The following is a 13,551-nucleotide window of genomic DNA, read 5'->3' as shown; positions in this document are numbered from 1 at the left end:
GCGCGGACGTTTTTGAGGCATATTCGTGTTTCCTCCAAGGCCGAATTGCGGGAACGGATACTTAAAGGAATCGAGGAAATTAATTCTACTCCTGTTGTTTACCGCTGGAAGAAATTCAATCTCGAAATCGTTTAATTTGTAAATAATTTAATGAATCGAAATACTAGTACGCTGGATTTTGGTGTGTAATTATGATGTCTGTTGTTTTCATGGATTCAAACGAAAGTACAGCTTGTACCCACGGATCCACTTGCCGGTTTTTAACTTGCCCTGTCTTGAATTGAACGCACATGCTCCCTATGCCACAGAATAACTGCGTCTGCGGTCGCGAGCACGTTCAATTCAAAACAGTTCAGCGTTTAAATTCCAGCAACTGATGCAATATCCAGGCTAGCCGGCAGTCTGCTCGGCTATAATGCTGCTTTTAAACCGCATTGTAGCCAAACCGTTTTCATGCATGAACAAACACCTAAGCTGATCATCCAGGGCGGCAACCCGCTTCGCGGAGAAATCCGCATTTCAGGCGCTAAAAATGCAGCCCTGCCGGTATTATGCGCCGCGTTACTGACAGGCGATGACATCCGTATCAGCAACGTGCCCCGGTTGATGGATATCACGACCATGATATCGTTGCTCAAGGAAATTGGAGTAAGCGTTCATGATAACGGACCATCGGAATTTGTTTTGTGCGCAGCAAACCTGGCGCATCTGACCGCGTCCTATGACATGGTGAAAACAATGCGCGCTGCCATACTGGTATTAGGACCGCTGCTCGCCCGCGCCGGTGAGGCGTATATATCCCTGCCCGGCGGCTGCGCTATCGGTTTGAGACCGGTCGATCAGCATATCAAGGGGCTGGAAGCCATGGGTGCGGAAATCACCATAGAGCATGGCTATATCCATGCCGTCGCCAAACAGTTGCACGGCGCCCGGATTGTGATGGACATCGTCACAGTCACAGGCACGGAGAATCTGATGATGGCGGCAACGCTCGCGCACGGCACCACAGTGATTGAAAACGCGGCACGCGAACCGGAAATAATCGATCTCGCCAATTGCCTTATCGCCATGGGCGCCAGAATTCACGGCGCGGGCAGCGACATTATTACCATAGAAGGCGTCCCGGTGCTGCGGGGCGCCGAACATGCTGTCATGCCCGATCGTATCGAAACAGGCACATTTCTGGCCGCGGCCTGCGCGACCGGCGGCGATATCCGCTTATCGGAAACCGATCCGCACCTGCTGGATGCCGTTCTGGACAAACTGACAGAAAGCGGCGCCAGCATCGAAACCGGAGCCCGGTGGATTAATCTGGAAATGCAGCACAGACCTAAACCAGTTACCCTGAGAACCGCCCCCTATCCCGCATTTCCCACCGACATGCAGGCTCAGTTCATGTCACTGAACTGCATCGCCGACGGCACGGCCGTCATCACAGAAACTATTTTTGAGAATCGCCTGATGCACGTGCAGGAATTAAAGCGCATGAACGCGGACATCAGAGTTGAAGGCAATACAGCCATTATCCGCGGCATACCGGGGCTCGACGGCGCCCATGTAATGGCAACCGATCTGCGCGCGTCGGCCAGCCTGGTTATCGCAGGACTTGTCGCGCAAGGCGAAACAGTAATTGACCGCATTTATCATCTTGACCGCGGTTATGAAGCAATCGAAAAAAAACTTTCTCTGCTGGGTGCCAGCATTCAACGCGCCGGCACGCACTGACACGAATTCGGCAGCGTTATTCTCCGCGGTTCTGGGGGCTAATGAACAACGGCAGAAGCGGACCGACAACAACAACGCCATCAGTTTTGCGGCGATTCAATGATCTCATAGTCATGCGTGATGTTTACGGAGTTTTTGAGCATAATTGATGCGGAACAATACTTCTCCGCGGACAGGTTGATGGCGCGTTCGACCTGGTGATGATTAAGCCGGTTTCCGGTGAGAACAAAATGCAGGTGAACATGCGTGAATACTTTAGGATCGGTTTTTGCACGCTGCGCTTCAATCTCTACAAAACAATCGGTTACATCCTGACGCGATTTTTTCAATATGAAAATAATGTCAAACGTCGTGCAGCCGCCCAGCCCCATCAGTATCATTTCCATCGGGCGCGGACCCCGGTTTTGCCCGCCCGCCTCAGGCGCACCATCCATAAGTACCTGATGACCGCTGCCGGATTCGGCAAGAAAACTGACATTCCCTTGCCATTGAATACTTGTTTTCATAGTATTTTAATACAATAAAAAAGCCGACGTAACAGACGTCGGCTTTTAAACAGTCAACCCTGGTCTACTTGAGTGACAAAATGAAATCAGCCAGAACCTTTGCATTTTCATCGCTGACCATTGCGTTAGGCGGCATAGGCACCGGACCCCAGACACCATTACTGCCATTTTTGATTTTTCCTGCCAGATAGTCCGAAGCATCATCTTGCCCGGCATACTTCTCAGCGATATCTTTCAAAGCTGGGCCGACAAGTTTGGTATCGACATTATGACAGTTCAAGCAACCGCTGTTTTTTGCCAGTTCTGCATCAGCGTGTACGCCAGTTGCCAGCAACAATGCTGACGCGGCAGCCATACTAATCAAAATTCCTTTCATATTTCTTTCTTCCTTATTAAAAGTTATACAGGAAACGCTATTTTACCCTGAACCGTGCAGATATGCAGCAACTCTGTAACAGCATCAAGCGGGCAGACAATTGCCCACGGGGTGTTAACAATTATTGAATTATTTCTGTTCACTAGTTGTTAACATTCCCTGGCCTGCAAACCCGGACAGAAACTACGTTGATCGAATTTTCTGCTGACAGGGCCCAGTACTACTCCATCCATATGAGATATTGCCGGGTTCAATGAGCTTGTCAGTGACCATGGTAACGCTGTACCTGGCAATATCATATGGATAGAGTAGCTAGTTATGACAAACCAATAAATCAACAAGTTCCGCAGCACGATTTATACTTCATGAGAGCATGCGCGCCTGATTATTCTGGCCTGTCGGTGCGTGCATACAAATCATGCGCATCCGATCCGGTTACGTGCACGTCAACAAAATCGCCCACCTGTAATGTACCTGGCGGATTGCTGATGTAGACGAAACCGTCGATCTCCGGCGCATCCGCGCTGCTTCTGGCAATCACCCGGCCATTGTCGATATGCTCAACAATAACGGTAATCTTGCGCCCGACTTTGCTGGCCAGACGCTGACGGCTGATGTCTTCCTGAAGCTGCATGAAACGTGCATAACGCTCTTCCTTGACTTCTTCCGCAACCGGGTCGGGCAATACATTGGCCGCAGCGCCTTCAACCGGCGAGTATTTGAAACAGCCGACCCGGTCAAGCCGGGCCGCCTGCAGGAATTGCAGCAATTCTTCAAATTCGGATTCGGTTTCACCCGGAAAACCGACAATAAACGTGCTGCGCAGCGTAATATCCGGGCAAATCTTCCGCCATTGCCGGATGCGCGCCAGATTGTTTTCGGCACTGGCCGGACGCTTCATGGCTTTGAGTATCCGCGGACTAGCATGCTGCAACGGCACATCAAGGTAAGGCAGTATTTTTCCTTTTGCCATTAGCGGAATAATTTCATCGACATGTGGATACGGATAAACATAATGCAACCGCACCCACACACCGAGCTCCCCAAGCGCAGCTGCCAGTTCGGTCAGGTGTGTTTTGACCGGCCTGCCCTGCCAGAAACCTGTACGGTATTTCACATCGACCCCATAAGCGCTGGTATCTTGCGAGATAATCAGCAATTCCCGGGCGCCGGCATTTACCAGGTTTTCCGCCTCCTGCATCACCTGATGAATCGGGCGGCTGACCAGATCGCCGCGCATCGACGGAATAATGCAAAAAGTACAGCGATGGTTGCAGCCTTCGGAAATTTTGATATACGCATAATGCTTTGGCGTCAACCGGATGCCCTGCGGCGGAATAAGGCTGATAAACGGATCGTGCGGCTGCGGCAAATGGGTATGAATCGCTGCCATGACTTCGGGCAGCGCATGCGGCCCGGTGACGGCAAGTACCTGTGGATGCGCTTCACGAATGATATTACCATCCTCCTTGGCGCCGAGACAGCCGGTAACTATGACTTTGCCGTTTTCGGCCAGCGCTTCGCCAATGGTGTCAAGCGACTCCTCAACGGCACTGTCGATAAACCCGCAGGTATTGACAACGACGAGGTCGGCGGCTTCATAGGAAGCGGATATCTCGTAACCTTCCGCTCTAAGTTGCGTCAGTATATGCTCGGAATCCACCAGCGCTTTGGGGCAGCCCAGTGAAATGAAACCGACTTTAGGTGATGATTGTGGTTGTTTGGATAGTGACATGAAAACGATGAATCAAAAAACGTAGCGATAAAATGGTAGAATTCTAACCGATTCGTAAAACGGACTTTCCAGAATTTCATTAAAAATGCCTTACAGGTAGCTAAAAACAATGCGCCGATATATATCCGCCGTTGGGATAACTGTCATATTGCTGCTCGGATCACTGCTCGCATACCCCGCCCGGGCACAGGTTGATTGTAATACGCAGCAACACTGGATCGCGATAGACAACAGCCTTTCAGTCAATCTGAGGCATGTATTTTGCGGTGAGTGGAATCGCAGTCGCCCGAAAGGGTTTCATTCCCGGCCTGGCGGCATCAATCCCGACACCGTAGCAGTGTTTGCGGTGCAGGATAAAGCCAATGCGGCCGGAGTCTATACGGGCCGCTGGTCTCATAAAGCAGACCCGAATAAAAACAAGTTTTCCTCCATGTTTCCTGACAATTGCTCAGCCAGGCAGGTTTTAAATTCAATCGCTCATGCAGTTGCGCACACGTTTCAATGCCCGGCAGGCGCGCCCGACTGGACGCAATGCGGTTTCAATAAACCCCGGGAAGCCAGTTCTGCCGATCCTGCCGTAGAAAAGAATGAGCAATACTGCAGTCAAAACGACAAACTGTTCACCATCGGCTTCGCACCACCCAGAAACGGCAGAATCAACACAGCATTTCCACTCTACGAATGAATCAGGATAACTGCAACTGGCCTGGCCGTATTCCGGGTGATCCCGCGCATGACCGTATTGCAGCGTACTTAACTCTGGATATTCAGAAAAGTCCGGCATGGGTAGATGAACTGGCGCAGAAGATAGATGCAGTGCAATCAGGACGGCTGGCCTCATGGGAACGCAATGGTAACGCATACTACCTGTCGGTTTATCCGCAACATGTCGAGATCGAAGCGAACTTCACTGAGGAGCAGGAACCGGGTGGAGTCATGCGCATCCCTCTGACGACATTCACCGATGCAGTGAAAGCCTGGCAGGTAACGGTTCATCATCGCGACACTGGAAAGTAACACGCAATCCTGTGTACGGAAAACTACTGCAAAGGGAAAAAATTCTGCGCATGATCGATAAAATCCACTGGTTTTTCAGCACTCCAAAAAGCACTCCAAAAGGAAAATGCAAAAAAAACACCTCACTGTGAGACAGTGAGGTGAAACGGCTTCGTCACGGACTTAGGAGTCGTTCATAAATAACTGTAACACTGATTTATTCGCGGCTCCTTAACACTTCTGTTACAGCTTTAATCGGGCAAGCAACAAAGATTTATTTTAGTGTTTGTTGATCATCTGTTTATACAGCGCACCCAGCCAGATTTAGAACCCGATCCCAAGATAGCCGCCAGCCGTCATGCCGCTCAGGTTGACGCCATCTATTTTGCCCGCGGTCAGCTGATAGCGTCCATCGATGCCAATATAGAAATTTTTCCAAAGATGGTAATCGAGTCCTGCCCCGAACTGGACGCCGGGTTGTATATACGTAATGGATTCAGTTGGCGGGCTTAATACGTGGATCGCCAAGCCTGCCGGAATAATCCAGGGCCGCAATTTTGAGCCTTCAAAGAATTTGACTTTGGGAGAGGCGGTAAGCGTAAACTGATTAACGGTTACATGAATCGGATTCAGTTCTCCACCTGCCAGCATGCTGGGCGCGTTGCCGACTGCTCCGTTACCCTCAATATTATGACCGAATTCTTTATACTCAAACATCAATTCAGCAAAGATAGAGGTATTGGGAAGAACACCCCATACATCGTCGGTTAAACTCCAATCGAGTCCTGCCCCAATATACCAGCCGTTGCGATCGGCTCTGTCCTGTGCGCCAATCGGCAAAACCTGATTTTGAATGGTTACGCCATTGCGGTGATTCATCATATGCGTAAATCCGCCCCTGAAGAACAACATGCGGTGTCTTTGTTCCGAGCGGCTGACGATAGGCTCTATACGCTCTTTTAAAACCACATTACTTTGCTGGACAGTGTCGACTTTCTCTGCAGTCTGGTTTGTTGTTCGCTCGATATTCTGCACTTTCTGCGCAGACTGTGCATTTTCTGATTTTAGCTTTTCCAATTCAGCCTGAATTGCCTGCAAGCTTTGCTCCAAATGCCTGATTCTTGTTGCCGCATCATGGGCTAAAGCTTGCGGCGCAAAAGCAGCCATGCAAATCAACAAAAAAGCAATTATTAATCCGTTGCCCATCCCCTTCCTTTTATAGAAACACTTCATTTACCCCTCCAAAATTTATATATCTGTAAATTTTTATGTTCAGGAATACTGTTTCAGATAACTATCAAGAAGCCACAAGCCATCTTTCCACACTTTTTTACATATGGAAGCTTTATTGTCACATTTTCTTTTTTACTTTTCTACCTTCTACCGTCAGAATAATTTTTACTGATAATATTTAATCATGACGCTTTCAGCTTTGATCTGTGTCAAACTAAGATTGATTCGTTTCCTATTTGAGATTCCAGAGCCTGGAGCGAACCATCCCATTCACCTGGAAGACACTCCAATCCGAATACGCGGCAGCGATCACGTCATTGATGATATCGGTCAATACAAATTTGTCGAATGTCTTTCGGATAAAGTACCATTGGCCATGTTAATTAACTGATTGCCGTGCGCACAATTTTTATGCCGAAACCCCGTAAAGCCGTTGTCAAGATTCGACAAACAACCGGCCAGAAAACGCTCTCACCCGAGCAGAAAAAATTCAACCGCCTGATTGAAAAGATTGATCAGAAAAAAAAGCGTTTACAGCAATGGCAAGCGCTGGCGCCGGATTTTCAGAAAAAGATACTGGAGGAATATCAACCGTTAATGCAGGTAATCGCCGAACTGCAAACCACAATGGTGCTACGCCTGAATGCGTTTCACAACCGGCGCAGCTTTACGCCTTCCCAGAAAGACAAAATCTCATATGTCATTTGTGAAATATGCTCGGCGCTGTTCACGCATTCAAACGCGGATGAATTGAAACCAATTTACAAAAAACACAGCGGTATCGAATGCGGGGCTGAAGGTGAAGGCCTGAACGATATAATGGCCGGTATGATGCAGGAAATATTTGAAGAACAGTTCGGTGATTTGGGAGACGATTTTGACTACACCGACCCGGAAGCAGTTGCACAGCGTGTCGCCGAAAAAATGAACGGACAGCTTGACGAACCGGAACCGTCCGAAAAACAGGCCGGTCAACAGACAAAGCGTCAGACCGCCCGGGAAGCGCGCCGCACCGCTGCGCATAAAGCCGAACAGGAGCATGTCAGCCAGTCGATTAAAGCAATCTATCGGCAACTCAGTACGGCGGCGCATCCGGATCGCGAAACCGACCCTGACGCGCGCGCCCGCAAGACAGAAATCATGAAGCGCGTGAATGCAGCGTATAAAGACAAGGATTTACTGAAACTGCTGGCGCTGCAGCTCGAGCTGGCGCAAATAGACCAGGATCATATCAATACCATTGCGCAAGACCGCTTAAAAGCATACAACAAGATTTTGCAGGACCAGCTTGAGCAGCTGCGAATCGAAATCGAACAGGCGGAACTGCCGTACCGGATGTCGGCGAATTTAGCCCCGCATCAGGCGGCAAATCCGGAAACAGTAGTGCAGCAGTTGAACGCGGACATCGAGGCGCTGCAACAGAGTATCGGCCAGCTTGAAAAAGAGCTTGCATTTTTAACCACGGTCAAACATATGAAAATCTGGCTGAAGAATTACGGGATGCCTGAAAATGCCGCATTATCCGGCAGCCTGTTCAATGACGAAATGGATGATTTCGATTTCCGTTGATGCGTTTGCCTAAGGAGCCGTGAATAAATCAGTGTGACAGTTATTTATGAACGACCCCCAAGCCCAAACCCTGCTACCGGTGTACTGCATCAGCACACGACAGTATATGATTCCAGGCGATCCCGCTGACATAGGAATCGCCCTTGACTGCCGCGCGGCTTGAAGCGCCGTCCGTTTGATGCATTGTCAATACGAATCCATACCGGTATCCGGCTTCCCTGATCTCCCGCACACCGCGTAAAACCTCCGGCCCGGAGCCGATGTAATCACGGATCGCATCTGGGTTCTGCGGCGAATTGCTTGAATAGATATAAGGCAGAAATCGCGTGTCGTAGGCGAAAATCTGTGTGGCCGCGATATCCGGATAAATCCGGAAACGATAGTGATACAGCTTCATGGACGGCCTGGTATCGGTATTGAGTGCGCGCATCATGCAACGCGCCAGCGTCACGGGATCGCCTTCAATCGTTGCCTGATGACGCAGCGGCTTGTCCCGTGTGGTTTTCAAGCCTGCGCATGCAAAAAGCAGCAGTAGCAGAATCAGTATCAATAGCGTTGTACTAACGGGACGTTTGTTCATCAGTATGTACCTTTAACAGGTTGTTGACAGCGTTCTCGAAGCAGCCGATAGTAATGCAAAAACAGAGGCCAGAATTACCGAAGACAGATTCTGACGGCTGGAAGCCGATTCGAAGGGTGGGGCATTTACTGCGCGGGGTAAAAAGCGGAATTTATGCATAATAATAAATGCGTGGTTGAATCTGTTTATTAACGCTGCTGCGGCCTGTACGAGACGGCATGCAGAAAAGAAGAAAGCGAATATAAAAGATATTAAAGGCATAGTATATACTTTATTACGGTTATCCCGTTAAGAACCGGTCAAATCAAAAAACCGGCGCATCCCGTGCGATACATTTGACCGGCTGACAACGGATAACACCTTACGTGTCTTTGCGGCCGGGAAAACAAGCGAATGTTGCGGATGAATGGACGTTTTCGCGCCTTGTATATGCTTTGGCATGCCCTGCGGCGCAAAAATGGGAAAGTCTCAACCACCTCGAAAGAAACACGCATACTTGATGATACTAATAAGCCTCAAGCTCGAACTGCTGAACGATAAACCCAAGCCTGCAATTACAGCACTGCCCTTTTTGGGCGGAGTTTTACACGGCTTTTTTGAAAATCTAATTCGGGCACATGAACCAGAGGCGGCCCACGCGCTCGGCATGACGCAAAACAACCTGTATAAGTATTACGCTGTATTACCGCCGCCTTATGATCCGGGCGCCGGGAAAAAAACAGACATAAATCTGCTGGGTTGCGGCATTATGTTATATGGTCAGGCCAGACAGTTTCTGCCGTCTATTTTGCCAATCCTGCAATACTGGCGGGAAATTCGTCTTGACGGACGTTGCGACAAAATCAAAAAACATGAAATTCATATCTGCTCGCCCGGCAACCCGCCCCGGTTGTGGAATGAAAAACAGATGGCTTCCATCGAACCGGTCAATCCCGGTTTTAACTACACCTTTACCGTCGGCGATAGCGTTGTCCTTTCATTCCTGACACCGCTTGTTCTCGAAAACGCAAAACAGAAAGCAAAAGGCGCAGCCAATGCGCCGCCCGCTTTATTAAGGCTCACACGCTCGCTTGCAAAGCGCATTCAAGCGCTGGAGCCGGAACTTGCCGAAACATTGCGAATTGGATCAACGGCATGGATAGAAGCGGAAGAGCAGATTCGCGCTATAGCCATACGTCAGCATCATTTGACACGTGTACAGTGGCATTACGGCTCCCGCACCAAAAAGCATCCCATCACGAGAAGCGGACTAACCGGCCGAATTCACTATGACGGCCCGATTCCCGCGCCCATCATGGCATTGTTGAACTGGGGATGCTGGTTCGGCGCCGGCCAGGGTGCTTCACTGGGGCAGGGGATGTATGCTATAACAATCCCTGAATAAAAAATGAAGAAAAATCATGACACTCAAATTACTCCGGCTGGAGGCGATCAATCTGTCTTATGTTGTTGACGACACCGAAGACTTAAGTACGCGCCGCGGCGGTGGTTACATGTTGTTGCAGGCGGTTCGCGATCTCACTAAATGCGCAAAAAAACCTGACGACAATTCAGAACTGTTCGAACATGGCGACAAAATCGAACCAGTCAGTACCGGCGCATCAATCGGTTTATTTAAAGTCACCGGAAAAATCGATAGCAATGAATTGATTCAGTCAGTCTACAACTACCTCAACGGTAATTCCGCCTACCGTCACGCCACATTCGCCGTTACTATTGCTGAAGGCCGAGAAAATGAATTTCGCGTATTGACCGAGCAAACCATCAGCAAGGTACGCTGGCATCAAATGCAGTCGCTGAATTTCACTACATACTGGGGTGGATCGACTGAAATTTGTGAAATTGATGAAATTCTCCCTGCCGTTACAAATACTTATTTACCTGGAGACTCAAAGAAAAAAAATGTCAGCCAAAGTATTTATGATCGCAGAGAAAGCGGAAAAAAATTACGCCAGAAATTCTATCAAACCGAACTGACAAAAGAATTAGTTTCACAATATCAACTGTTCGATTTGATTAATCGAGACAAAAATGACCAGGCATTTGTCAATCATACCGAAGCACTTTCGCAGTTTAATTCAGAAGACACTGATTACATATCCATTCCTTCAAATCTCGACGGCAAAATGGCGGTATTTTACACCGATGGCAATAGCTTTGGAAAAATTCAGAAAAGTTGTGAAAATAACGCTGCACTCAATAAGTTAGATAGAACAATCCGAAGCTACCAGCGTGAATTATTAGCCGAAATATTACAATTTCTTCGAAACACCTCACTCGGTAAAAACGACGGCAAATTACGCTTCGAAACCCTGCTCTGGGGTGGCGATGAATTTTTATTTTTAATACCTGCCTGGCTGGGGCTTGAATTTACCCAAAAATTCTTTGAATTAACTCAAGACTGGAAATATCTCCCTGATTCGAATGAAAACAATGCGCAAAAACTCACCCACGCAGCCGGTCTGGTGTTCGCCAGCCACGCCGCGCCGATCAGCCAGTTGCAAAAACTCGCCAAAAAGCTGGCCGACTACGGTAAAGACACGGATAAAACCCAAAACACCGTTTCCTGGATCGTACTCGAATCGTTCGACCACGCCGGCGACAACATGGACGACTACTGGCAACGCAGCGGCATCGCCCAAAACGGCTGGCAACAGCTTTTGCTGACACAAACGAAATTGCAGCAATTACGCCAGACGCTTATCCCGCTCAAAGACATTCTCCCCCGCTCGGCCATAGTGCGCGTGCTGCGCAGCCTGGCGGCAGGCAAGGTCGGCGATGAAATGGAATTACTGCGGCGCAGCTATGAATCGGTTCAAACAGCGATCGAAGAAGCCGGTATGAAAGGGGCATTTGAAAATCTTTGGGAAACCATCACCCACAATGCCTGGCAAAGCTCGCCCACAAGTATTCCGCCGGAAGACGCCGTGGCCTGGACCCTGTTGATGGAGCTATGGGATTACATTCTGCCCGATGCCTGCGATCAAACGGAAAGTGCCAGATGAATACCGCCACCCGCTCTCTTTATCATATCGATATCGCCATCACGTTAAAAACGCCCTGGCTGGTGCAGGGCAGCGAACCGGGGCGTTACGGTCTGGGCGCCACCCTGCTGCGCAACCACGAAGGTCGCCCGATTTTACCCGGCAGCCTGATTGCAGGCCGTATTCAGGCGGCCTGGAATGAGATGAAGGAGTTGGCGGGCCTGCATGTGCCTGCAGACACAAATAATAAACATGAACCAAAATGCAATCGCTGGTTCGGCAGCGCAGGCACGGCGGAAAACCTGCATGCCCGTATCTGTACCGACGATCTGGTCATCGACAACCCCGGTGATGCATTACTGCACACCACGCGTATTCACATTGACGACAAAGCCGAAGCCGTTGAAAGCGGCAGCCTGCTGTTAATCGAGCAAATACGGCCAGCCAACAGCACGGTTACTTTCAAAGGGCGCTGGCCGGTTTATCTGGCCAATAATGAAAGTAAAGACCTTGAACAGCATTTACGCGCTGGACTGCTATGGCACAGCCAGTTGGGCGCGCAGCGCAGCGTCGGCTTTGGCGAACTGGTTGGCGCTCAGGTTACGCTCAAGCGTGCTGCGCCCAAACGTTACCCCGAGCAAAAACCGGTCTTACAAAAAAGGTTGATGCTGCGAATCGACCGCCCGTTGTGTATCGCCACCCGCAACCGGCGCGGCAACGTCTTTGAATCCAGCGACATTATTACCGGTGGTACGTTAAAAGGCGCTTTGGCCCGATTGTTCCACGCCCGTTACGGCAAAACAATTGCGGAAAGCCATAAAGAAAGTCTGCTCGCCGAACATTTCGATGATATCCGCATCACGCACGCTTTCCCGTCAAACTCGCAAAAACGGCCCAGTTCAATTCTGTTGTCACTGGCTTCAGTAAACGGTTGCCTGTTCGATCTCGCTGAAGTCGAAAGACCCAGCTTGATCGACGGCAAAGCTCCGACTTTTTTACATGATTGGAAAAATGAATGGGTGGAAGTTGATACGGCGCGTGGCTGGGGTCAAACGGCCACACATTTGCGGGTACGTACCGCGATTAACCCCGACACAGGCACTGCGGCCGATGAAAAACTGTTCGCGTATCAATGTAAAGTGGCGGCTGCCGGAACCGTCTGGCTGACAGATATCTTTTTGCCTGACGGCATTAACGAGGAAAAGCGCAAAAGTATTTGGCAAGAACTGGCACAACTGCTGGGCAATGGCCTGGGACCAATCGGCAAGACCGATGCCTGGGCTGCGGTCAGCTTCAACGACAACCCAGACACCGTCTGGCCAGAAAAAACAATCAAAGACGACTGTAAGATGGTTGTTTTAATGCTTAACACCCCTGCGCTATTGATCGCATCAACCGAAGTTGCAGACCGGACGCAACAAGCTATCAACCTGAACGCACACTACAGTGACATTTTCTCTGAACTGTCAGATAAATCGCTCTCGTTGTCGCACTTTTACGCCAGCCACAGTATGGCAGGCGGAACATTTCTCTGGGAACGTTATATCAAGCAAAATAGCGGGGATAAGCCGCAAACGCAACACTACCGGCCTTTCGTACTGACCGATGCGGGCAGCGTGTTTGTATTCAAATTCAACCTTAAAGAAAATGCACGGCAAAAGCTGAACGAATGGCGGAAATGCGGATTGCCGCTACCGCAGCAAGTTAACACAGCACATGAAAGCACCTGGAAGCAGAATCCATTCATCCCGCAAAACGGCTTTGGCGAAATAGTGATCAACCCTGATCACGGATTCCATTCCCCCAAAGAAGAACGATTAACCGCCTGTAATAATGAACAATAAAGG

At 49.5% G+C, this 13,551-nt stretch carries 12 protein-coding genes and 1 pseudogene; 8 read left to right on the top strand and 5 right to left on the bottom strand.

Annotation, left to right across the window (positions count from 1 at the left end; genetic code table 11):
- Both BMY60_RS16180 and murA read left to right on the top strand, forming a co-directional pair.
- A pseudogene (locus BMY60_RS16180) lies at positions 1-135 on the top strand (IS630 family transposase); the annotation flags it as partial.
- Positions 136-453: 318 nt separating this feature from the next.
- Complete coding sequence (gene murA / locus BMY60_RS05790; protein ID WP_090332077.1) at positions 454-1,725, top strand: UDP-N-acetylglucosamine 1-carboxyvinyltransferase; 1,272 nt, start codon at positions 454-456, stop codon at positions 1,723-1,725.
- A gap of 80 nt (positions 1,726-1,805) precedes the next feature.
- Here the strand turns inward: murA and BMY60_RS05785 are convergent, their stop codons facing one another.
- From BMY60_RS05785 to rimO, 3 genes are all read right to left on the bottom strand, one after another.
- A complete protein-coding gene (locus BMY60_RS05785; RefSeq protein ID WP_090332075.1) occupies positions 1,806-2,231 on the bottom strand; it encodes an OsmC family protein in 426 nt (141 codons plus the stop codon).
- A gap of 64 nt (positions 2,232-2,295) precedes the next feature.
- On the bottom strand, positions 2,296-2,607 hold the full coding sequence (locus BMY60_RS05780) for a c-type cytochrome (RefSeq protein WP_090332074.1): 312 nt from the start codon (positions 2,605-2,607) through the stop codon (positions 2,296-2,298).
- 385 nt (positions 2,608-2,992) lie between these two features.
- On the bottom strand, positions 2,993-4,342 hold the full coding sequence (gene rimO / locus BMY60_RS05775; protein WP_090332072.1) for a 30S ribosomal protein S12 methylthiotransferase RimO: 1,350 nt from the start codon (positions 4,340-4,342) through the stop codon (positions 2,993-2,995).
- Positions 4,343-4,451: 109 nt separating this feature from the next.
- Here rimO and BMY60_RS05770 point away from each other — a divergent pair, with 109 nt between their 5' ends.
- Both BMY60_RS05770 and BMY60_RS05765 read left to right on the top strand, forming a co-directional pair.
- Positions 4,452-5,027 (top strand): EndoU domain-containing protein, encoded by a 576-nt coding sequence (locus BMY60_RS05770; RefSeq protein WP_090332070.1) that lies wholly within the window; start codon positions 4,452-4,454, stop codon positions 5,025-5,027.
- On the top strand, positions 5,024-5,359 hold the full coding sequence (locus BMY60_RS05765) for a YacL family protein (RefSeq protein WP_090332069.1): 336 nt from the start codon (positions 5,024-5,026) through the stop codon (positions 5,357-5,359). The genes BMY60_RS05770 and BMY60_RS05765 overlap by 4 nt, the downstream gene beginning before the upstream one ends.
- A gap of 303 nt (positions 5,360-5,662) precedes the next feature.
- On the opposite strand, the gene BMY60_RS05760 is transcribed toward BMY60_RS05765, so the two are convergent.
- A complete protein-coding gene (locus BMY60_RS05760) occupies positions 5,663-6,571 on the bottom strand; it encodes a hypothetical protein (protein ID WP_090332067.1) in 909 nt (302 codons plus the stop codon).
- Between the two features lie 411 nt (positions 6,572-6,982).
- Between BMY60_RS05760 and BMY60_RS05755 the strand changes: the two genes are divergently transcribed.
- Positions 6,983-8,140, top strand: coding sequence for a J domain-containing protein (locus BMY60_RS05755; protein ID WP_090332065.1), 1,158 nt, complete (start codon positions 6,983-6,985; stop codon positions 8,138-8,140).
- A gap of 73 nt (positions 8,141-8,213) precedes the next feature.
- Here the strand turns inward: BMY60_RS05755 and BMY60_RS05750 are convergent, their stop codons facing one another.
- Positions 8,214-8,720, bottom strand: a complete 507-nt coding sequence (locus BMY60_RS05750; RefSeq protein ID WP_090332063.1) for a hypothetical protein — start codon at positions 8,718-8,720, stop codon at positions 8,214-8,216.
- 499 nt (positions 8,721-9,219) lie between these two features.
- On the opposite strand from BMY60_RS05750, the gene cas6 reads away from it, so the two are divergent.
- From cas6 to BMY60_RS05735, 3 genes are read left to right on the top strand one after another with little or no spacing between them, the layout of a single operon-like run.
- The gene (cas6, locus tag BMY60_RS05745; RefSeq protein WP_177166594.1) at positions 9,220-10,104 is read left to right on the top strand and encodes a CRISPR system precrRNA processing endoribonuclease RAMP protein Cas6; all 885 of its coding nucleotides are present in this window, start codon (positions 9,220-9,222) and stop codon (positions 10,102-10,104) included.
- A gap of 16 nt (positions 10,105-10,120) precedes the next feature.
- Positions 10,121-11,725: a Cas10/Cmr2 second palm domain-containing protein gene (locus tag BMY60_RS05740; RefSeq protein ID WP_090332059.1), complete on the top strand. Its 1,605-nt coding sequence runs from the start codon at positions 10,121-10,123 to the stop codon at positions 11,723-11,725.
- On the top strand, positions 11,722-13,548 hold the full coding sequence (locus tag BMY60_RS05735; protein ID WP_090332055.1) for an RAMP superfamily CRISPR-associated protein: 1,827 nt from the start codon (positions 11,722-11,724) through the stop codon (positions 13,546-13,548). Before BMY60_RS05740 ends, BMY60_RS05735 begins: the two co-directional genes overlap by 4 nt.
- Positions 13,549-13,551 lie beyond the last annotated feature (3 nt).

It is taken from the genome of Nitrosomonas sp. Nm51 (genome assembly GCF_900111165.1).
Lineage (GTDB): Bacteria > Pseudomonadota > Gammaproteobacteria > Burkholderiales > Nitrosomonadaceae > Nitrosomonas.
The sequence above is the reverse complement of the archived record's forward strand: the minus strand, read 5'-3'. Positions and strand labels throughout refer to the sequence as shown.